The organism is Paenibacillus sp. 2TAB26, assembly GCF_052115145.1.
Lineage (GTDB): Bacteria > Bacillota > Bacilli > Paenibacillales > Paenibacillaceae > Pristimantibacillus.
Window position 1 is genome coordinate 331,392 of record NZ_JBFRGC010000005.1, and the last position, 22,617, is coordinate 354,008.

Genomic DNA, 22,617 nt, shown 5'->3' on the forward strand with positions numbered 1-22,617 from the left:
ATAACCCATTGACTTCTAATCCTAACGAAATTATCATAAATAATGAAATCAAATAATAAAATAATTTCATAATTACAAATGCGGGGTGCAGCGGTATATGTTAATCGTTGAGGGGCTGACTAAGCTTTTTCGGAATGGCCGTGGCATTACAGATGTGTCATTCACGGTAAACAAAGGTGAAGTGTTCGGTTTTTTGGGGCCTAATGGTGCAGGCAAATCGACGACTATTCGTCACATTATGGGTTTTATGAAGCCGGATCATGGACGCGTATCCATAAAGGGACTCGATACCTGGGCGAAACAAGGAACGGTGCAGAAGTTTGTTGGCTATTTACCAGGGGAAATCGCTTTTATCGAAGGAATGACAGGAAAAGCTTTTCTTGAATTTCTATCTTCCATGCAGAGAGTGGACAGCTCAGCCAAGCGCCGGAGCCTAATCGAACGGCTGCAATTTGACGTCAACACACCGATTCGAAAGATGTCCAAAGGCATGAAGCAAAAAGTCGGAATTGTCGCCGCATTCATGCATGATCCCGAATTAATCATTCTCGATGAACCTACCTCCGGTCTCGATCCTCTCATGCAGCAGACATTTATTGAGCTTGTTCTCGAAGAGAAGGCGAAAGGAACGACCTTTCTGATGTCTTCCCATAGCTTTACCGAAATCGAGCGAACCTGCGACCGCGCCGCCATAATAAAGGACGGGAAAGTGATGACCGTCAAAAACATACATGAGCTTCAGTCCATGCAGCGCAAGCTGGTTGAGATTGTTTTCGAGCAAGCCACAGATGCTCATCTGTTCGTGTTATCGGGCACAGTGCCTATCGAATCACACGATGGCAGACGGGTCACAGTCGCCGTGCAGGGCAATTATAACGAGCTGATTCGAGAGACGGCCAAATACCCTATTCGCAGCCTCGATATCACCGCACAAAATCTTGAGGACGTATTCATGCACTATTATGACCGGAAGGAGCTCGTCTGATGAATGCTCCCCTTTTCAAACAAATGATGAAGATCAATCTTAAAGGAATAAGCAACTACGCCTTCGGCTCGGCCTTCTACATTTTGCTCATGTTTTGGCTGTATCCCGGCATCGCGCAAAACACAGGAGCACTTAACGAGCTTATGTCGGCTCTGCCCGAAGGGCTTATGAATGCTTTCGGCGTCCAAGCCGGCTTCGGCAGCATGGAAGCCTTCATCTCGGGAGAGTATTACGGACTCATTTTGCCTCTCCTGCTCTCTATTTTCAGCATCATGCTGTCGACGGGCCTAATGGCAGGGCTGGTGGATCAAGGCTCCATGGCTTATCTGCTGTCCACACCGACGTCTCGACAGCGTATCGCCGCAACGCAAGCGAGTGTGCTCATCGCTGGGCTGCTGCTGATTATGATCGTTACGACAGCTGCAGGTTTTATTGGCTATGTCTTGTTTATCGGTGATCGATACGAATTTGACGGTTCCCGCTTCATTTTATTGAATGTGATTGCATGGATGTTATTTTTTGCAGTAGGGGGAATTTCCTTCTTCATCTCTGCCTTCTCTAGCGATGAAAAGAAAGCACTAGGCATCTCAGGGGTCATTACATTCGGCATGTTCGGACTCGATATGCTCGGCAAAATAAGCGCGAATATAAACTGGTTAAAGTATTTCTCCCTCTTTTCATTATATAGGCCAAGCGAAATCGCAAGCGGCAGCAGCGACCCGGTACTCGCTTTGGTCATACTCTTCTTGATCGGTCTTGCTGGCTTTATGGCGGGTATCCTCACTTTCAGCAAACGAGACCTGCCGTTGTAATGCCTTAATAAGTATCGTGACACGCCAAAAAAGAGGAAGCCCATCGTCGGGCATCCTCTTTTTTTACAATTCGATATATAGACGGTTGATGGCCATTGCCTCAGCCATCACTTTTTGCCGCAGCTCTGCAGGCTCAACCGCTTCTATTCGTGAACCATAACTTAAAATAATTTCGCACGCCGATTCCAATCCTTGAAATTCAACTCGCGCCGATGACCAACTCGTTTTCAGCGAAGGGCTGCTTTCTACGATTTTCACATATCGTTCTTTGGATAGCCGAGAGAGCACCGTATCATGAAAGGTAATAACAGCTGGATATTGCGGCAGTCTCTGCTTAAATTCACCCATGGACTGTTCCCAGTACTGAGCCAGATCAAAGTCTGCTGGGCGTTCGAAACGCTCCTCCAGCATAAGGGCATCCAATAATCTTGAGATTCGGTAGGTCCGTTTCTCCCCGTTCACTTCGCCAATCAAATACCAAACGTTGCGCTTAGCAACGAGTCCAAGCGGAGAGACGATTCGCTCGGCGATACCGTCCTCGCGATGATAGCGAATCTGCAATAATCGTTCTTCCCAAACGGCTTCCTGCACAATCGACAAGAATGGCATTAACTCTTCCATCTGATGCCAGCCCGCTCCATCAATATGAATCTTTTGCTTCATAAGAGCTGCCCCTTTGCTCACTTCAGCAGGAGAGGCAGCCAGTATTTTTTGAACAGCCGCTTCATAATGACTCGCAATTCCTAGATCGCTCAGCAAAGAAGATGGACTGCCAACGATAACAGACACTAATTCATCCGCATGCATACCCGTTAGATTGGTTCGATACCCCTCGGATAAAACCCATCCTCCGTGCACTCCCCTCTCCGCATAAACCGGAATGCCCGCTTCACTAAGCGACTCCATATCACGAATGATGGTACGCTCGGATACCTCCAGCTTTTCCGCAAGTTCTTTTGACGTCAATTTCCCGCTGTTTTGCATCAATAATAGGATGGCAATTAACCGTCCCGCTCTCATATGCTAGGCCTCCTGTGCTGCTCTAATCCGTTTTTTTCATTGTAGCATGAATATATGACAGTAGTTGTCGTATATCGTTTGCTAAACTGACAAAGAGTAAACCATAGAAATCGGAATGGAGAGATACAATGAAACCATTAGAGGGAAAAATCGCAGTCGTTGCTGGAGCTACACGAGGAGCTGGACGCGGTATTGCAGTAAGTCTTGGAGAAGCAGGAGCCACCGTTTACTGCACAGGAAGAAGCATTCGCGGCCAAGCCTCCGATTTGAACAGAGCGGAAACGATTGAAGAAACAGCCGAATTGGTCACTGCACGAGGAGGCGTGGGCATCCCGGTTAGAGTGGACCATACAGTTGAAGCGGACGTTCAGGCTTTGTTCGAGCAAATCAATAAGGAGCAAAATGGACAACTGGATGTGCTGGTCAATAACATTTGGGGAGGAGAAAAATTAACGGAATGGGGAAAGCCGTTTTGGGAGCATTCGTTAAGCAAGGGCCTGTTAATGCAAGAGCGTGCCGTAAAAGCTCATCTCATTACGAGTCATTATGGGGCTCCATTGCTGGTGAAACGGAGAAAGGGACTAATTATTGAAGTAACGGACGGAATCGATTACCGTTATCGCGGAAGCTTGTTTTATAGCTTGGCCAAAATTTCGCCTATTCATCTTGCCGCAGCAATGGCAGCTGACCTTAAGCCCCATGAAGTAACGGCTGTTGCTGTAACCCCCGGCTTCCTTCGTTCTGAGGAAATGCTTGAGCATTTTGAAGTAACGGAAGAAACGTGGCTTGATGCTGTGCATGGCGGCAAGCCAGATGCCGAGCATTTCAGCCAATCGGAAACGCCATATTTTGTTGGACGCGGAATCGCAGCTCTTGCAGCAAGCAGCGATTTGCTTGAAAGATCCGGACAAGTATTCCCGAGCTGGCAGCTGTCTGATGAGTTCGGCATAACCGACGTCGATGGCAGACAGCCGCACTGGGGAAATTATGCGAAGCAGCATGGTTTCTTGTAATACCTACTTTACCCGTTTACAACTTCTCCGCCGTTAATATGCAGCATCTGGCCTGACATATAACTGGAATCATCACAAGCTAGGTAGACATAGGCAGCTGCTAACTCATGCGGCTGTCCTGGTCGTTTCATCGGTGTATCTGAGCCAAAAGTGGCTACGGACTGCTCATCGAATGTCGCTGGAATAAGCGGCGTCCAGATCGGTCCGGGAGCTACACCGTTAACACGAATGCCTTGCTCAGCCAAATTTACTGACAATGCGCGCGTAAAGGAAACGATTGCTCCTTTTGTAGCGGAGTAATCAATTAACGTCGGATTGCCTTTGTATGCCGTTATAGATGCCGTATTGATAATGGAGCTGGATGCCTTCAAGTGCGGCAAAGCGACGATCGTCAAATAGAACATGCTGAACACATTCGTTCGGAACGTAGCCACCAGCTGATCCGACGTAATATCCTCAAGCTTCTGCTGCACATGCTGCTCTGCTGCGTTATTCACCAAAATATCCAGCTTGCCATACTCCTTAATCGTCTGCTCGATGACACTTTTGCAAAAATCCTCTTCGCCGACGTCGCCAGCAATAAGCAAACATTTCACGCCAGCTTTCTCTACAACTTCCTTCGTCTTCTCTGCATCGCCATGCTCATTCAAATATACGATCGCTAAATCCGCGCCCTCTTTGGCAAAAGCAACGGCTACCGCGCGGCCAATGCCGCTATCTCCACCCGTAATAATAGCTGTCTTCCCTTTCAGCTTGCCTGCCGCTTTATATGAATCCGATTCAAAAATCGGCAGCGGCTTCATCTCGGATTCAATGCCCGGTTGACGGTTTTGGTGCTGCGGCGGGTTAATATTTTTTTGTGATGACGATTTAGACATGAGAAAATCAGCTCCTTATATTTTTTCCATAAAAGATTTCATCCATCTCGGTCTTTAATCTTCTCGTAATTTCCTCTTGCTCTATGGTTGACAACGAATCCTTCGTATAGCCGAACAAATAGTTGTTCAAATCAAATTGCTTCAGCTTGCATTTGGTATGAAACACATTTTCTTGATAAATATTAACGTCGATCATGTCATACAAAAGAGATTCCTTCTTCGGTATGTAGTTCTGAATCGAGTTAATATCATGATCAATAAAAAGTTTATAACCATTAATGTCGCGCGTGAAACCTCTCACACGATAATCCAGTGTCATAATATCGGTATCAAATGAATGGATCAGATAGTTCAGCGCTTTAAGCGGTGAGATCTCGCCGCAGGTCGATACATCAATATCTGCGCGGAACGTGCTTATCCCTTCGTTCGGATGATACTCCGGATACGTATGAACCGTTATATGGCTTTTATCCAAATGCATCACTACGGAATCAGGCAAGGGACCCGGCGATTCTTCAAACGACTCATTGGGTCCGCCAATTACCGGCCCTTCCGATACGAGCAAAGTAACGCTGGCACCCTGCGGCTCATAATCCTGCTTTGCAATATTAAGCACATGCGCTCCAATAATATCCGATACCGTTTCCAAAATATTCGTCAGCCTATCCGAATTATATTGTTCGTCTATATAGGCGATATATGCTTCACGCTCTTCTTTCGTTCTTGTATAACACACATCATACATATTGAAGCTGAGTGACTTCGTTAAATTATTAAAGCCATGCAGCTGAATTCTTTGTTCCGGTGTAAGTTTCAAGCGCACATCCTCCTTTTCAATAACTACTATTTCCTTTTACCCAAAGACCGATGCGGCAAAACTTTTATGTTGCACAAAAAAAGCATTTCACGCCCCGGTTTTACCGAATGTAAAATGCTTTTTCCATCTCATTTTTAATTATGTTTTTTCAATTCCTTAATCCGGAGTATCGGATCTCCCACATACACCTGTGTTTGAGGAAGCATGCCATCACGCTGCTTAATGGCTAGGAAATTAAGCGTATTGACGAGCTCATCCTGCTGCTTTTCTTTTAATTGAAATTGCACACCATATTCATAAATGTCTTTGCCCAGTTCATTGTACCAGACGATAAATCCGAATAGCACATACATTTGATTAAGAATTTTCGTCTTAAACATCAAGAGAATATCGCTGTTAACGGGCAACTTCACACCAACAATAAACCGGAGCCCGCCTGGTCCGATGTTTCGAACAAACACCTCTGTACTCCCAAGCTTCACACTGCTACCTTTGAACATCGTAATGGTCATCTCTGCCAATAGACAATGCTTCAAATCGATTCGAAAGCTTTTTCTCCGATTAACGAGCACCTCTTTACTTGGCATAAATAAAGCAGGCTCTTTACAAGATCTTCGGCTCAAAAGTTGTACGATGCTGTCCGGCTCTACTGGACGACTGAAATAATAACCTTGGATTTCATCGCATCGCTGCTCGCGTAAATAGTTGAACTGCTCCTTCGTTTCAACACCTTCGGCCACCACCTGCATGCCCAGTTCGCCAGCCAATTGAATAATGCATTCAATAATGCTTTTATTTCTACGATCCGTCATCAACTCCTCGATAAATGACCGATCAATTTTGATCGTATCGAGTGCCAAGCGCTTCAATAAATAAAGAGAGGAATAGCCGGTTCCAAAATCATCAAGCGATACTTTGATTTTTCTTTTCTTCAGCTCCAGCAGCAATTCAGTCACCGCATTCTCATTGCTAATAAAGGAGCTTTCCGTTATTTCAATTTCCAATCGATCTTGGGAAATTCCTGTCTCCTCGATGATCTGATCGATGGTATGCAATATATTTTGCTGAAGAAGCTGCTGCACCGAAAAGTTAACCGACAGCGTAACCGAAGGCAGGCCTAAGCTCTGCCACCGTTTATGCTGCATACAGGCTTCGCGAAGCACCCATTCTCCTATCGATACAATAAGCCCCGTTTCCTCTGCGATCGGTATGAATTCAGACGGAGCAACCAATCCCCAATCCGGATGATTCCAGCGCAGCAGCGCCTCAACGCCAACAATTTCCATCGTTTGCGAATGTACGCGAGGCATATAATGAAGGAACAGCTCTCCTCTTTCCTGCGCTTTACGCAAATCATTGCTGAGTGAAAATAATTTGAATGATTGCACATTTAAAGAAGCGGAATAGCACTGTGATTGGTTGCTGCCTCTGGACTTCGCATGATAAAGAGCCGCATTCGCATTTTTCATCAACTGCTCCACCGAGCTCCCATCGCCAGGCGATTGACTGATTCCAATACTTGCAGTTACATTCAGCTCATATCCTTCTATCAAAAATTGCTCATTGATAAGCCTAATAATAGTAGCTGCCATATCCTTAATTTCGTTTTGCTGCTTTACATCAGCTATAATAATTGCAAATTCGTCTCCGCCAAGTCGGAATACGGTTTGGCCATCACGTAAATTGCTCATCAATCGGAAGGCGATTTGTTTCAGCAGCTCATCCCCAATCGGATGCCCCAGCGTATCATTTACATATTTGAAACGATCCACGTCAATCAGCATGATCGCCAGCCTCTGCTTAAAATACTCGCTTACCCTTAGCTGCTTATCTAGCTGGTCTTCAAACATTCTGCGATTTGGCATCTCCGTTAAATAATCGTGGTAAGCCAAATATTGATTTAATTCCTCAGCCTTGCTTCGATCCGTAATATCAAGGACTACGCCAACGATCGCTTGCTCACCCATATTTGACACTTGATTATAGTGCACTTCGCAATGAATATTCGTCCCATCTTGTTTAATGGCTCTGTGGCAGAAATTAGATAAAGACTGCCCCTCCTGTAACTTCGTTAGCTGATTAACGACGGCTTCACGGTCTGAGGGATGAATCGTCTGTATAATATCCATACCGATCAAGGAGTCATAACCGAACATTTTATTGAGCTGATCATTTGAATAAACGAAGTTGTTTTTCTGCGCGACAAAAATACCGACAATGGATTGCTCGACAATACTGCGGTATTTTAATTCGGTCTCAGTCAACGACTGCTCAATCATTTTTTGCTGCGTAATATCCTTGGCAATGCCGTAGACACCGATAAGCTTTTTATTAATAATGATTGGAATATTGGTCACATTAAATTCGACCGTTTGCCCTGTTCTCGTAATGCCTGTCGTATCATAGTTTTGAGGATTCAGCGTCTTGACCGTTTGCTCAAAATATTGAATCGTTTTATCCAGCGCTGCGGCATCTACAAATTTATGAAAACTATCATTAATAATTTCCTCTTTCGTATATCCAAAAAGTTGCTCAAGCACTGAATTGCATGACAAAAAACGCCCTTGTGCGTCTAAAGAAAAGACAGCATCAGGATTGTTTTCAAATATCGATTTATAAAGCTGCTCTTCTAGTGTGAGGCGATGCTGTATTTTTTTATTTTCCGTAACATCCTGAATCATGCCTATCGTCAACAATATCTCGTTTTCGGCATTCCGTATGAACGTAATGTTTTCCACCACATGTCTAACTTCACCGCCCTGACGAACGATTCTGTACTCGGAAACGCTTTCCTTTTTTGATTCAATTGCAAGGTGGAACTGCTCATTAACGCGCTCACGATCTTCGGGATGCACGAACTCAAAAAATTGTTCAATCGTCATCGAGAAATCAGATTTCATACCATATATTTCGAACATTTGATTCGACCAGGATGCTTCTCTGCGAATATGGTCAAACTCCCAGTAGCCTAAATTAGCTAACTTTTGAACAATATTAAAACTACCAACATTAACATTGCCATTAAAACGTTTAATCATTTGTTTCATTGCTAAATATCCCCTCTTATTCATAACGTAGGCGGTAACCTGAAGTTTTTAAGGAGAGGATATAGGTATGTTATCACTCATCCTTTTGGCAACCCAGCCACCTTTGGAAATTTCCTTTAGGCCTGTTGGCTTTGCGTCATTGTCTTTCGACAACTTTGCTTTTTACTAGGACTTTTTACATATACCAGTATTCCATATTATTCCGATATATACCATAACCAATTTCATAATAGGTCGAATGATGTAGAAAAACCTCCCATTTTGGGAGGTTTGGTATATTGATGATTTACAATCTAGGATCTATTTCCTTCTCTTTGGCAACCTCAAACAAAAGATTCGCAACAGCCGCTTGATATCCATCGTTTTCTGGAGCAATTTCAGCAAAAGGAATCGCCAGCATATGCTGTCCTAGCCGGTACTCGTTAAATGATGTACGAAGCTTTTGCGTAATATTTTTTTGCTTGATGAGCTTATTGTACTTGTGCGGAAATCTATAATCATAACCGTAAATAATAGACATGTATTCCTTATTGCGCACTTTCATATAGGGAACCGTGTACGGCTGAGGCATCTCCGGCTTAATCACGACACCTTCCATATGATTGTCTACCGTAAGCGTGTAGAAATATTTTTCTGCAAGCTCATAGCTCTCCGCATCAGACAGAACAAGCGTGATGAATGGATCGTCAGAGAGGAAACGATACATCTCCGAGGTTTTCCACGCTGGCAGCTGCTCGCTTCCGTCTACGTATACGATTTTGAGCAGCGAAAATGGCTTGTATTCAAGCTCCCCAGCCTCGGCATACAGCTCCAGCTGCCTCTTATACGTTTCATATGCTTTGATATGCTCATCAATTGGCCTGTTTTTCTCAAGAATAGAATGAACATGTTTAAAGTTTTGGTAGACGGCTAGGCCATATTTCTCATTAATAGCCCCTTTGCTAAGGTGAAACTGATCCTTTTCAAAACCACTTTCCTTGAAATCATGCGCAAGCTTTCCGAACGCTTCCTCGAATCCATTCGCCTTCAGGAATGCAAGCTCTGTCTCAAGCCCCTTCTCAATTGGCTTAAACTGCTTTTCGATGAGACCTTCTCCCAGCGCCTCCCATGGCAAAAGCTCGCCATCCAGCAGAAGCATCGATATATCGTTTTCCTTCATGTAGCTTCCGAATCTTTGCAGCAGTCGCTCATAAACAGCGGTTAGGTCAACCTTATTTATTTTGTACCCATTGCGGCTCACTGCAAAACATTGCTCGATATCTGCATGCAAATAAACATTGCAGCGTGATCCCATATATTTGGGCTGCAGCACGACCTCTTTAACACCGCGCTCCATAAAATAGTTCAGCCCTTTCCTCAGCGATTCCAGCTCACCCGCCGCTTCATCCTTATCTGCAGGAGACATGGTTCCTGAAATAAAGTTAATTTTATTGCGCGAGCAATACTGCAATCTGCGGGCTTCATCATCATCCAGCTCCTGCAGCGATACTTTGCGTTCCTCTTTGAAGAGAGCAGGAAGCTCGCCTTCCATGCCGGCTATTGCCGATTTCTGTGATTTGAAAGTCGGCTTCACCGACAGAGAAACCGAGGTTAGCAGATTGCCGTGAACTGCGCCTGAATCCAAATGGATTTTATTTCTGATCCGAAATGTTTGTTTAGCAGCCACATGTCCAAAAACATGATACGGCTGGTTTCCTGCTGCATCCCGCTTCAGAAACGCAAGCTGTGCTTCAATCGGCGCCGATCGGTCGAGTCTAAAATTGCGCTGATGACGGATCGAATTCACATCCAGCTTGCCAATATATTTGTTCTCGCATGGCGCGTGAGTCACATAATAGGATGGTCCTGATTTTCCTACCATTCTGTAGAAAGGCTTCGACAGCGATACGAGATGATTAAACTTCTGAAGCAGCTCAGCATCGCCTCTCAGCACCTCAGTCGAATCGAAGTAGGCATGCAGCAGCTCCTCTTCCACACCTTTGATTTCACCACGCATATATTTATGGACGAAGTTTTCATGATTGCCAAGCACAAACAAAAACTTATCCTGATTCGTATATAGGAAATCAATGATTTCCTTAGTGCGGCTTCCCTTATCGATCCAATCTCCAACGAGCAATACTTTTGTACCGCTGACCTTTCCTGTCTCAACCAATACATTGCCCTCTAGTTGAAACCCATGGCTAACGAGCAAAGCCTTCAGCTCATCCACACATTCGTGAACGTCACCGACGATAATCGTCTTCTGGTCCAGCGGTAAAAAAACGTCCAAATACTCAGCAGCATCCTCGATTATAATCTTATAATCCGGATTCGCAACCTTATCCATAGGGGAATAAAAATCTTTAGCCCGCACCTTATGAACTTTGCTATATTTCTCCCTCGAGAGCGAACCAAGCACGTCCTTGCGCAAACGATTAATGTGGCTCGTTATCAGTTTCTTCGAACGCTCCGATGAATAATAATCATCCCGCTTCTTGTAATCAAACAGCACGACTTCAAGGTTGTAGTTATTTTCCTTTGCAACCTCCCTCACTCTCGCCCGGAAATCCTCCGACAAACCTGTTGTATCCACGACAACAAATTCCGCATTGATGGGGAAAGTAGTGACCAGCCGCAGCTTCTCGAACAAAAGGCGGAAAGCCTGATCGCTCGCTTCAAGCATGATTTGATCATATTTATCATAATCAGAGCCTAGAAGCTCTTGTCTAATGCTATCGGATGAAATATATTGCACGTTCGCATTCATGCCCTTGCTGTCATCCCTAAATCGCAGCTGCGGCATCAGCACTTCATTTGCAAAGGTTGTTTTCCCGCATTCCGTCGTGCCAATCAGCATAAAAATCGTATGGACTCTCGTTCTCATTTCCATTGACGCTACTCTCTCCTCTTCCGCAAAATCGCACCCTGCGTCGTTTGTATACCGTTCACTCCATCGCCGATTGCGACATATTGGCTTTCCACGGATTGATCTTTAATCGTTTCGAGCAGCCACTCTTGAAATTCCGCTCGCCCAAGCTCCCATTTATGGTCATCATGCCGGAAGTCTTCCAGCTCATAATAAGCATTAAACTCTGCATTAGGTGTTGTCAGCACAAAATAATCAAAATCAACATGTTCGCATATTTGCCGTATCAGAACAGCTGCCTCATTTAGACTCATATGCTCAATAACCTCGGTCAAAATGACATCCACCTGCTCGCCGTTATAAGCCTCTAGAAAATGTTCAATGGAAGGAAAGGTAGCGATGTTGTCCAGTTCCTTTGCTTTCGCCTTCCGCTCTACCACCTCTAGCAGCGGCTCATGGATATCAACCGCGTAGTAGCTGTCTTCAATTTTGGATGCAAATGGAATCGCATAGAAGCCTTCTCCGCAGCCAACATCGAGAATGGCCTTATTGAACGGAAGCACACTTCCGATATAGCTTCTCCGCTGCTGAGCCGTCCCGCCGAAGGCCAATTGAACCGCATAACGATCTGTTTTCTCCAGCTCTTCTTTATATTTCTTGAACCGGTCTCTTGAAGCTAGAAAATTGCGGGCAAACAAGCTTCGTATATAAAAGGGCGCGTCGATAATTTGGATACTCTTCACATATTTAATCAACACATCATCAGAAATATCGATGTATTCGTCGCTGAACATCGAAAGGAAGAGACAAAGCACACTAACGACATGCATAAGCTCATATAACGATTTATGTGTCTTAATGGTAAGCGAATAGCTCTTATGCGCCAGATGTACTGCTTCAAATGTATAGTCGGTAAGATGCTTCTCAAAAAAATGAATATAACGCAAGAGCTCAATATGAATCATATTGATATGGAAGGTATGCTCGTATTGCTCCGTGTCACTCGAATGCTGCGCTTTAAGCGGCGCTGCAAAAAATTCATTAATCGCTCCCAGTACAAAGAGCGGCGTATTATATCGCGATACATTGAGGTACTCAAATTGGTCCTGCCTATGCTGCTTGTATGAAACCTCATTGTCGGCATCCTTAAAATAAACGTTGAAGGTTGCTTCATCGGTATACCAGCCGTAGGCCATTCCTTTGCGAACGGCGCGCAGCAGCATGCCTGACCCCGGGTTTTTTCTAATGACGAACGAAAAGCTTGGGTTCGTCGATTTCACTTGCACGATAGCCATCCTTAACTTCCCCTTACTTATCAATTAAAAGCAACACTATTTAATCCCAAACCTCTTGTAATGCTCTGCGGAACAAGTCATCAAGCTGATTGTCCTGCGCAGTTCCCCCTTGACCCATTTCGAGTGCGATTTGTTCAAAATGAACCATTCGCTCCTCCAAATAGGAGTTAATAACTTGCAGCCTAGGCTCATAATCGAGCTCGTCGCCCGCTTTTTTCCTGCGCAGCAATTGTTCAACCGTAGCCCTCAGCTCGCTCTGCTCAGGAATAAGCGCCTCTACTAAACGATCAAATTCGTTTGGAGGCATCGAGTTGTACTTCGCAATCCAGCCGCAAGCAAGAATCGGCCTTAACACATAAAAATACTTTTTTATTTTCACTTGCTCGCCTTGCAGATACTCTCGGTAGTTCCCTTTAGCCATATGGAGATAATGGTACATGCACGACTTCGGCGAGAAAGATAACGGAGAGACACTTTGGATTTGTTTGGCTACTGAGTATTTCGTAAAGTATGGAATCGGTGATTGCAGCCATTCGAGCAGAGGCGGATTCGACTTGCGAAACAGATTAAGCGCTTTGCGCAAATCCCAGCCGTTAATATCGAGAAGATCACTTATAGGCCGTTCGATTACATCTCTTTTGTCAAATATCGATAAATACCATTCCACCGGCCTGACGTAAATAAATCGCACGTCGTAATCGCTGTCCTTAGAAGGGAAACCCCAAGCCCTGCTTCCTGATTCACACGCGTAAACGATGCGAACCTGTTCCTCCCGCTCGATTTTACCCAGTTCCAGCAAAATATTTTCATGTATGTTGGTCATTCTAGACACTCCTTTACTCAGCTTCTTCTTGCAAAAAAAAAGACCATGGACAAGATCGTCCATAGTCTAGGAAAAAGAATAGTCAGCAATGCAGCTAACACGAGGTCAGTACACGCTTCCCTTCAAATACCAAACAACGGGTCCGAGGAGTGGAGCTATTCTCTTTGCTTAAATTAAAAGAATTGGATTGTTCATCATTTACGTTAACTAACTGTACTTCTAGATATTGGTTAAACATTCTCCTCGTCCCCCTTCTTTTCCTTTATTTAGGTTCCTTTGACAGCAGCTAACGGTTTGCATTTTGCTACGACCTGCGCAAGCCCGGCTCTGACTACACTCTCAATGATTTGATCTACATCCTTGTATGCCTGCGGTGATTCATCGACCAGCGACTCCATAGAGCGCTGGTTTACGACGATTTCATCATCCGTGCCTACACGCATTGCAATAGCAACCTCTTCTACCGATACGAGCTGCTTCGTTGCGTTCCGTGACCTGATTCGTCCTGCGCCATGACAGATGGAATAATGATTCGCTTTCCCTTCAGCGCTTCCGACCATAATATACGAGGCAGTGCCCATCGATCCTGGTATAAGCGCCGGATGTCCCGTGCTCCGATACGGCTCAGGGTTATCCGGATGTCCTGCCGGCAGCGCTCTTGTTGCACCCTTGCGATGAACGAAATAGGACTGCTCATCTTGATCTTCCTCCCATGCGTAGTTATGCATGAGATCATACAATGTGCGCAGCTCGAATTTGGAGCCGAACACATCCTTGCCCGCCTCCCGGACAGCGTATGCAATCAGGTGGCGATTCACGACCGCATAATTCAAGGCCGAGTACATGAGGTTGACATACGTTTGGCCGAGCGGATGGGATAACGGCGCATATAGCAGCTTAGGATCAGCGGTGCCTATGCCTTCCTGACGCATCATTTTGGCAATGTCCGTGCTGCAATATTGACTGACCGCACCTCCCCAAGCCCGTGAGCCGGAATGAATCATAATGACCACTTGGCCGTCGAACAGCCCCCATGCTTCGGCAATTTCTCTGTTTTTCTCGGCAATTTCAATCGTTTGAATTTCTACAAAATGATTGCCGCCACCAAGTGTGCCGAGCTGGCGATGCGCGCGATGCCAGACAACTTCAGGAAACTTATCCAGCGCCTCTTCGTCAAAATCAAAGCGGCTGCTCTCCACATGGGTTAAAGAGGTAGCTTTGCGCGGCGTGTAGGCATCAGGAATATATTTTTTCGGCAAGCCGTGCAAGCCCTTCTTCACGATATTCTCAAGTCTAATATCTGAGAAGTAACCTCTTGCATGCTCCTCGACTGGCATATATTTCTCAATAGCCTTAACCAGCTTGCGCCGCAGCTTTACTTCCTTCAAATCATCCTTATGCAGATTTGTAAGCTGTACGCGCATCCCGCATCCGATATCACTGCCTACGATGGAAGGAGATACGTAGCCATCACTCGTATTCCATACCGCTGTTGTACCGATACAGGTTCCCACGCCAACATGCACATCAGGCGTATAGCTCATATATACTTGATTCGGTATTTGTAAGTTGTTGTTCGCCATTTCAAACACTTTATAATCCAAGGACGCGAATAGCTCTGGTCCTGCATAAACATGCACCTGCCCCGAAGGCAGCTTTACTTGCTGATAATACGTTTCTTTCATATCCGATAATCTCCTCAAAATTCAAATGAACACAAAAAAGCCATGGACCCCAAAAAGTCCATGGCTTAATCTTGCGCCTTTATTTCCCAATCGTTGCAGCTTGCAGCATACAAGATTTTAGAAAATAGTCACAGGCCCCGTAGAGGCCGATGAAATGGACTTGCTATATTTAGTTGCATGATTACGTTCTAAATTTAGTCCGAACATTGTCATCGACCTCCTTTCATTTGATTTACATCATAATAATCTGATCACCCAACTTCTGTCAACACATTTATAATAAACCAAAAATAAGATGCTCGAAGGAGCATCTTATTTTCACGGATAAATAACTTATAAATGAGCCAATAAGTTCGCGCGCACCTCAGCCAGCGTCAAATCTCGAACTAGCTTCCCATCCTCAAACACTACTTCGAGCTGATCCTCTGCTTTACGAGCTTCATATTCCTCTGCGCTAAGATTGTCAGTATAGGCAAATTCCCCGTCCTGCTCCGTAACGAGGACAAGACCTGTCTGCGACTTCTTCACGCCATTATCTGTTTTGGGGTCCTTATAGATTTTGCGCTCCTCGCCATTCACAATCGTAAACGTCGATTTTAATGCGAAGCCAAATGTATCCCGCGTATTGTACTGGTAAGTGAACGATCCGATCCCATACACCATATTCGTCGATGCAAAACCTTTTGCTGCCAGCTTCTCGCAAATTTCCTTGCAGCGCGAAATCGTAATCGCATCCCCATAGATCGCCCCGATGTGGCTATCTAGCTGCTTATAGCCCTTCTCCGTAACCGTGCCGCCAAAAATATCCCAGAGTATTTCAATAACGCCTTTACGTTCGAATTCACTCTCTCCATCCGGGTCGCCGCAAATGATTTTGACCGGATCTCCGCTGTCGGGACGAATGACTACCTTGCCGTCCCTGCTCATAATGTCATCCTTCAAGCCGCGAATGACTACGTCAAGCACACTCCATAAATCCCAAGTATCCGATACGATCGAGACGAAGCCATTTGGGTATACCTCTTTGATCAAATAGCGGTACGATGCCATCTCGTCACGCCCGTGCGCGCACATAACGCTATGCTCGGTTGCCGGAATCGACGTACCCACCAATTCCTTTTCTATATTCGCATTATAATAGTTTTCCAAATACAATATCGCTGGTATTGTATCTGTTCCCGTGAACGATAGGAGATGGCCTGCGCTGCTGCCGAGCGCCGATTCAAGCGCACCCATGCCACGCATCGAGAAATCATGGCCTTGGAACGGTACGCCTGCTGTATCGCCGCTCGTCTGCAGCGCATAGGCTTCTAAAATTTTGCGATATTCAAAAGCTAGCGTAGCGCTCGTAGCCGGCATCCATAGCTGGCACGACATCAACGTCTCCAAATAGTTCGTCAGCCAGAAAAATTCAGGCTTCGTGTTCTCAATAGTCAGCATTGGTACTCTTATCGGTACTAATGCACCTTCTTTAATCGCCTTAATCTTGATCGGCAAATATCCAAGATCGTGCAGCTCCTCAATATGCGATGCATCGGGATTCGCTTCTCCAAGCGCATATTGAATGAGCCTCTTGTACTCATGCGCTACCTCTGCCTTTGTTCTTGCAAAGAAGTGCTCATTAAAATAATCGATGAGATATTGTTTGATAAACGACTGGAAGCCAAAAGCGACAACCTCGTTAATATCATCTAGTCGGCTTGTGCGAGCGGTCCACGTCGAATATACGAGCTCCGTTCCTTTTGGGTACTGATTTTTATGGCTCACCTTGTAAAAGTCACATAGCAGCGTAGCTGGATAAACGAATGTTTGCGTCATCTTATAGGCCCCCCATTGCGAATACGTGAATTTTGTCATGCTCTGCTTGATGAAGTATGGTATCGGTCGTATACACCTTATCAATAACATCAGTTTCTAATATTTTCCCTTTATAGATCGAATGCTCGCAGTGTCCTACCAGTAAATAAATATGCGTGGCTCCAAGTGCCTTCAGCTTCTCTGCGCTAAGCATAAACGTGCCGCCATACGAACAAAGATCATCAACAATGATGGCCTTAAAGCCCTCACGCGGGGTATGTCCAACGACATCCAAACTCTTGATTTGGCCGGTCTGAAAATCTCTTGCTTTGTAGCCTACCAGCTGCTGGTAGCCTTGAACCTTGCTGTAACGTTTCTGCGCCCCTGCATCTGGGAAAAAAAGATAGTCCTTCTCCGAATCAAAACCTACTTCGTTCGTGACTTGCTCAAGCAGCTGAATCGTAGGATATTTGCCGATACTGCGGTCGATCAGCGCAAGCGATACATCGGAATGCGGCTCGATAATCGTTACCGATTCAAAGTTCATGTTATTGATAAAGGCAGCTGTATATTTTAACGTAAAAGCAGAAGTACCTTCGACTCGATCCATTCGGCTGTACGGCAAATAATAAATGGTCAACGTACATTTAACGCGCCGATCATCGAGATAGCTCTTGATGAACATCAGCTTAACCAGATCGCCATCATTCTCATATTTCCATACGATCGTGTTGAATTCCGCCATATGCATTAGAATTTCATCGCCGTTTATGAGTGTCTCCCCATTCGGAAACTGTTTTAACCCAAGCTCTACTCCATTAAACTTCAGCATGACATCACTCTCCTCGTAAGCGTTCAGCTATAAATAGACAATCTTGGCTCTTCCTTTGTAAAAAGGTACAATTGCGCTGCTCGCTGCGAATATTGATTGGATTGCTTCGGATTTCCATTCGTATCCGTCGCCTCTTCAATAATCGTGCTGCGGCTTTTCGTTGAGGTCAATTTGCGAATGAAATTTTTCTCCTCAAAGTCAGGAACAACCGTTTTTATTACCTGATACAGCTCACTAAGCGTAAACTCCTCTGGCAGAAACTCCTTTGCTATCTTCGTAGTCAGCATTTTCTTGCGAATCTCTTGCAGCGCGTCGATCAAGATTTGCTTATGGTCAAACGCCAAATCCATTTGAAGCGCTTCTTCGACTGTAAACAATTGTACATCCGATGCATCTACAGCCGCAGCCCTTTGTTCAAGTGTACATTCGTTTACGAGCGCTAGAAAAGCATGCGAGATAATCCAGCCCCTTGGATCACGGCCAGGCGTGCTATACACGTTAAAATATTCAATATGCACGTCCTCAACCGCTGTCTCTTCTTGCAGCTCGCGTATAGCACAGTCATATACCGTCTCATTTTCCATCGTAAAGCCGCCTGGCAGCGCCCACTGCCCTTCAAAGGGCCATATGTTCCGCTTGATCAGCAGCACCTGCAGCTCCCTCGTAGGCAGCGCCTTCTTAGGCGTTTGCCTTTCAGTCGTTACGATCGTAAAGATGACGATATCTGCTGGCGCGCCATCAGGTGATCGGTAATGATCTGCTGCGTAATTGGATTCATTTTCGACCATTGCTGCTGCACTCCGATCCATATCATTTATTCGATTTGATATTATCATAATGACATTATTAAATCCCTTTGTCAACGGCTGCTGTGAAAAATAGRCAATTAGTCACGAATAAGTATATAAAAAAAGAAGCGGCTGCACGCCGCTCCTGTTATATTATTTCGTTTCTATAGCATCAGCAGGGTAGACGAGTCCAATCTGCTTTCTTGCCTCATCCATAATCTCCAGCGTCACGAGTGAATTTGCAAACGTGTTAATGGATGACTCCGTACGTCCAGCTTTAATCAGCTCGATAAATTCCTTCGCTTCATAGTACATCGACTTGCTATTTGAAGGCTGCGAAATATCTTCGCTTGTTCCGTTGCGGTATTGGATTTCAACCTTCCCTATTTCACTGATCTTATCGATTACGATACTGCCGTTCTCCCCTTGAATCTCCGATGGCAGCGATGAATGTGTAATTTTGGAATACATGATGACCGCATCCATGCTCTCATACTGAAGAACGATGCTTCCTTCCCCATCCACGCCAGAATCCAGCATGACACCAGTCGCTTTAATCACATCCGGCTTGCCAAATAAGGCTACAAGCGGGTAGACGCAATAAATGCCAAGATCCATAAGCGCTCCGTTTGAGAATACAGGATTAAAAGCATTAAGCACCGTACCCGCCTTATAGGCATCGTACCTAGACGAATACTGGCAATAGCTCGCAAAATAACGCCGTATCGTTCCAAGCTTGTCGATGTTGTCTTGAACAGCCTTAAACCCTGGCAGCATCGTCGACTTTAACGCCTCCATGAGCAGCACGCCGTTTTCCTTCGCAGCCGCAATCATCTGGCGCAGCTCATGCGCATTCGAAGCGATCGGCTTCTCGCAGAGCACATGAATGCCATGTTTCATACAAGCAATCGCATGAGCGGCATGAAATGAGTTTGGACTAGCAATGTATACCGCATCAATTTGTCCACTTGCCGCCATCTCTTCGATATCCGTAAATGTAGCAGCAATACTATGTTTCTCCGCAAATGTACTCGCTGTTTCTATCGAACGCGAATAGACAGCAGCTAGTTTGAAATCTTCAACCTCGCTCGCCGCAGAAATAAATGACTCTGTAATCCAGTTTGTACCGATAACGCCGAATCTGATCATAATCGTCTCTCCTTGAGTAATAATTTTATTGGCTAATCGCTTATTATATTTTTATGAAATGAGGAAAATCTTCTTCTGTTTATTATAGCCATGCCAAGGACTGCCTGTCCAAATGATTCAGCTGCATTTTGACATTTTGTATAATCTGTATTAACATCTCTAATACAAATGATACTTTATTGCTAGGGGTGATCCGATGATTATGACGCTCGACTACAACAGTGATATACCGATCTACGTCCAGCTCCGCAACCAAATTGTCATCGGAATTGGCGTAGGCGGACTCAATTATGGGGAGAAATTGCCAACGGTAAGACAGCTCGCTGATGATTTAGGGGTAAATGCCATGACCGTGAACAAAGCCTATGCCCTTCTCAAAAACGAGGGATACATTTCTATTGATCGCCGTCATGGGGCCAAGGTACGCACCGAATGGAGCAAGCAACCCGATTTTAGCCAAAAGCTGGAGTATGAATTAAAGCTTGTTATTTCTGAGGCTAGTCTTAAAGGTATCGAGCAAGAACAATTTATGCACATTTGCTCGAACATCTTTAAAGCCGCAATGAGCAAAAATCATCCCCTGCCAGAATAGGAGACCTTTCATGAACAATATTATTTTAATCGTTCCAGCAGCTATTGCCTACATCACTATTCTTGTTATTTTTTTGAAGCAAGCCTTACCAAGCAATCATATATTGTTTGGCGTTACGTTTCCTGCACATGCCTTCGAGGATGCAGAAATGAAGCAGCTTCAAGAAAAATATAAAAAATCATATTTTGTGTATGCTGGCATTACGTTAATAACCTTAGTGCCTTTTTTCCTGCTCGATAAATACTTTTCACTGGCCTTTACTTACATGCTGCTTTGGTTTGCAATTTTTTTGTATACATCCAAACTTCCTTTCAACAAAATCCATCATAAAGCCGCTGCTCTCAAACGGGATAAACAATGGTTTGTCGGAGAAAAACGAGTGATCCGTATCGATACCAAAGTAACGCAGCTCAAAAAATCGATGCTTGTTTCTCCCTATTGGTTCCTAATTCCTGCTCTTTTATCTGTCGTCCCAATTATCGTTTCCTTGTTTAACAGCGACGTTCTCTTAAAAATGACTGGGATTGCCTCACTCGCGATGACAGCGATCTTATTCGTCATTTACACTGCCTTTGGCAAAATGAAGACGAAGGTATACAGCAAAAACCACGACATCAACGCCGCTATTAACCGCGCAGCACGTCGTTATTGGTCCATGCTTTGGCCTAGCCTTGCTGTTTTTGAGAGCATTAATGCTTTTGTTGCTTATATGATTTTAACACAGGGGAGCTCGCTGAGCTTTACGCAGTGGATGATTGGTATTGTCATGGTATCCCTCTTGCCGCTGTGCAGCATCTTTTTTGTACATAACAAGATACAGGCGGTTGAAGAAAGCCTTGCCGAAACAGACGGCCAAAGTATTGTTGCCGATGACGACCACTACTGGATTAATGGCTCTACTTACTACAACCCGGATGATCAAACGATCATGGTTCCTAAACGTGTTGGAATTGGAACAACGGTCAATATGGCAACCCGAGCCGGAAAATGGATTCAATACGGCGGCATCGTGCTGGTCCTTGTGATCGTCATTCCTTTGACTGCTTTTATTGTGCAATCTGACAATACGGCTCCTACTCTAACTATTAAAGAGGACGGCATCGTGTCCATCGATTACCCTTTATATGATTACAGCTTTAATTTAAGTGACGTTAAGGGAATTACGCTTGAAGAAACGCTCCCAAGCGGATTTAGAACAAATGGCACAGCGACAGCGGAATATGCCCGTGGCAACTTTTCCTTAGAGAAGCTGGGTGCTGCCAAGCTATATGTATTTAAAAACTCACCGCCGTACATTACCATGCAGCTTGACGGCTTAACCGTTATTTTTAATGAGAAAGACGCCGCCAGAACGAAGGAGCTTTTCGAACAACTAACAGCTAGTAAGCTTTAATGCTCATACGGTACTCAACTGCTGTTATGTTCGTGCTATTAAAACGCGTCTCCACCATACACGAATTGATCTAGAGATGCTAAAGACTGCTCGTTCAGAGGCGTGGAGTTGTCAAAATAAAGCACTGAGGATGCTGAAATGTTCCATTTCAGCTCTCTCCTCACTAAAGACGGACTAAACTCGCTCCAGTTGTCCAGCTTATACTGATCGAGTATAGATCCCCTTTGCACAATTCGTTCATAATGCACCTTATCGTCACGGAGATAAACGAATATGACCTTTACCTCAACGTCTGATAAAGAGGCCCCGATTGCGAAGAGCTCCTGCTCAATCCAGTCCGGGGTCTCTGTTTCTTTCGTAAAGGGCCCGATTACAAATATATCGCCGTCATTAGCAATATTCTCAAGTGCAGTATCCATCGTAATGCGATAGCCTAAATCGCGGCACAGTTTCTTATAGAGACTTGAATCCCGGTCATTCGGATCAAGTCCTGCCTGCGTCATGAGCGCAACAGCTGCCGGCCTAAGCACCGTATCCATATCAATAATGGCCACACTGCGCCTCTTCGCCAGCGCTTTCGCTAATGTCGTCTTGCCTGCTCCTGCACCGCCTACAAAAAATACTAATTTGCGCATGGCGAACCCCTCATCATTATTAATGTCTTATTCATAACAAAAAAACACCCTGCATTGCAAGGTGTTTTGGATGTGTAAAATTGGAGCGGAAGACGGGAATCGAACCCGCGACCCTCGCCTTGGCAAGGCGATGCTCTACCGCTGAGCCACTTCCGCATATAAATGGCTGGGGATTCAGGGATCGAACCTGAGAATGACGGAGTCAAAG

At 44.9% G+C, this 22,617-nt stretch carries 18 protein-coding genes, 1 tRNA gene and 1 riboswitch; of the genes, 5 read left to right on the forward strand and 14 right to left on the reverse strand.

What is annotated here, in order from left to right:
• Positions 1-97: 97 nt before the first annotated feature.
• Complete coding sequence (locus AB4Z50_RS07395) at positions 98-985, forward strand: ABC transporter ATP-binding protein (protein ID WP_441877516.1); 888 nt, start codon at positions 98-100, stop codon at positions 983-985.
• Complete coding sequence (locus AB4Z50_RS07400) at positions 985-1,797, forward strand: ABC transporter permease subunit (protein ID WP_441877519.1); 813 nt, start codon at positions 985-987, stop codon at positions 1,795-1,797. Before AB4Z50_RS07395 ends, AB4Z50_RS07400 begins: the two co-directional genes overlap by 1 nt.
• A 63-nt stretch (positions 1,798-1,860) precedes the next feature.
• Here AB4Z50_RS07400 and AB4Z50_RS07405 read toward each other — a convergent pair whose 3' ends face one another.
• Positions 1,861-2,817 (reverse strand): helix-turn-helix transcriptional regulator, encoded by a 957-nt coding sequence (locus AB4Z50_RS07405; RefSeq protein WP_441877522.1) that lies wholly within the window; start codon positions 2,815-2,817, stop codon positions 1,861-1,863.
• Between the two features lie 128 nt (positions 2,818-2,945).
• Between AB4Z50_RS07405 and AB4Z50_RS07410 the strand changes: the two genes are divergently transcribed.
• Positions 2,946-3,830, forward strand: a complete 885-nt coding sequence (locus tag AB4Z50_RS07410; protein WP_441877525.1) for an SDR family oxidoreductase — start codon at positions 2,946-2,948, stop codon at positions 3,828-3,830.
• Between the two features lie 8 nt (positions 3,831-3,838).
• On the opposite strand, the gene AB4Z50_RS07415 is transcribed toward AB4Z50_RS07410, so the two are convergent.
• The 11 genes from AB4Z50_RS07415 to AB4Z50_RS07465 all read right to left on the reverse strand — a co-directional run bounded on the left by AB4Z50_RS07415 (position 3,839) and on the right by AB4Z50_RS07465 (position 19,789).
• Positions 3,839-4,708 (reverse strand): SDR family oxidoreductase, encoded by an 870-nt coding sequence (locus AB4Z50_RS07415; RefSeq protein WP_441877528.1) that lies wholly within the window; start codon positions 4,706-4,708, stop codon positions 3,839-3,841.
• 7 nt (positions 4,709-4,715) lie between these two features.
• Positions 4,716-5,525 carry an adenosylmethionine decarboxylase gene (gene speD / locus AB4Z50_RS07420; RefSeq protein WP_076271701.1) on the reverse strand — a complete coding sequence of 270 codons (810 nt, stop codon included), beginning with the start codon at positions 5,523-5,525 and terminating at the stop codon, positions 4,716-4,718.
• Positions 5,526-5,659: 134 nt separating this feature from the next.
• Entirely contained in the window at positions 5,660-8,572 is a 2,913-nt protein-coding gene (locus AB4Z50_RS07425; RefSeq protein WP_441877531.1) for an EAL domain-containing protein, read from the reverse strand.
• A gap of 84 nt (positions 8,573-8,656) precedes the next feature.
• Positions 8,657-8,742, reverse strand: a riboswitch (cyclic di-GMP riboswitch).
• 116 nt (positions 8,743-8,858) lie between these two features.
• Entirely contained in the window at positions 8,859-11,444 is a 2,586-nt protein-coding gene (locus AB4Z50_RS07430) for a metallophosphoesterase (protein ID WP_441877534.1), read from the reverse strand.
• A 5-nt stretch (positions 11,445-11,449) separates the two neighbouring features.
• Positions 11,450-12,715: a methyltransferase domain-containing protein gene (locus AB4Z50_RS07435; RefSeq protein ID WP_441877537.1), complete on the reverse strand. Its 1,266-nt coding sequence runs from the start codon at positions 12,713-12,715 to the stop codon at positions 11,450-11,452.
• Positions 12,716-12,755: 40 nt separating this feature from the next.
• On the reverse strand, positions 12,756-13,601 hold the full coding sequence (locus AB4Z50_RS07440) for a nucleotidyltransferase domain-containing protein (protein ID WP_441877540.1): 846 nt from the start codon (positions 13,599-13,601) through the stop codon (positions 12,756-12,758).
• 203 nt (positions 13,602-13,804) lie between these two features.
• Positions 13,805-15,223 carry an RtcB family protein gene (locus AB4Z50_RS07445; protein WP_441877543.1) on the reverse strand — a complete coding sequence of 473 codons (1,419 nt, stop codon included), beginning with the start codon at positions 15,221-15,223 and terminating at the stop codon, positions 13,805-13,807.
• A gap of 333 nt (positions 15,224-15,556) precedes the next feature.
• Positions 15,557-17,041, reverse strand: a complete 1,485-nt coding sequence (locus AB4Z50_RS07450; RefSeq protein WP_441877546.1) for a nicotinate phosphoribosyltransferase — start codon at positions 17,039-17,041, stop codon at positions 15,557-15,559.
• Between the two features lies 1 nt (position 17,042).
• Positions 17,043-17,852 (reverse strand): ribose-phosphate pyrophosphokinase, encoded by an 810-nt coding sequence (locus tag AB4Z50_RS07455; protein WP_441877549.1) that lies wholly within the window; start codon positions 17,850-17,852, stop codon positions 17,043-17,045.
• A gap of 23 nt (positions 17,853-17,875) precedes the next feature.
• Complete coding sequence (locus AB4Z50_RS07460) at positions 17,876-18,688, reverse strand: NUDIX domain-containing protein (protein WP_441877552.1); 813 nt, start codon at positions 18,686-18,688, stop codon at positions 17,876-17,878.
• Between the two features lie 105 nt (positions 18,689-18,793).
• A complete protein-coding gene (locus tag AB4Z50_RS07465) occupies positions 18,794-19,789 on the reverse strand; it encodes a Gfo/Idh/MocA family protein (RefSeq protein WP_430057112.1) in 996 nt (331 codons plus the stop codon).
• Between the two features lie 196 nt (positions 19,790-19,985).
• Here AB4Z50_RS07465 and AB4Z50_RS07470 point away from each other — a divergent pair, with 196 nt between their 5' ends.
• Together AB4Z50_RS07470 and AB4Z50_RS07475 are read left to right on the forward strand one after the other, a co-directional pair.
• Entirely contained in the window at positions 19,986-20,381 is a 396-nt protein-coding gene (locus AB4Z50_RS07470; protein WP_441877556.1) for a GntR family transcriptional regulator, read from the forward strand.
• A gap of 10 nt (positions 20,382-20,391) precedes the next feature.
• Positions 20,392-21,774 carry a DUF5808 domain-containing protein gene (locus AB4Z50_RS07475; protein ID WP_441877559.1) on the forward strand — a complete coding sequence of 461 codons (1,383 nt, stop codon included), beginning with the start codon at positions 20,392-20,394 and terminating at the stop codon, positions 21,772-21,774.
• Between the two features lie 38 nt (positions 21,775-21,812).
• Here the strand turns inward: AB4Z50_RS07475 and AB4Z50_RS07480 are convergent, their stop codons facing one another.
• Together AB4Z50_RS07480 and AB4Z50_RS07485 are read right to left on the reverse strand one after the other, a co-directional pair.
• The gene (locus tag AB4Z50_RS07480; protein ID WP_441877562.1) at positions 21,813-22,409 is read right to left on the reverse strand and encodes an AAA family ATPase; all 597 of its coding nucleotides are present in this window, start codon (positions 22,407-22,409) and stop codon (positions 21,813-21,815) included.
• 81 nt (positions 22,410-22,490) lie between these two features.
• A tRNA-Gly gene (locus tag AB4Z50_RS07485) sits at positions 22,491-22,565 on the reverse strand.
• Positions 22,566-22,617: the final 52 nt, after the last annotated feature.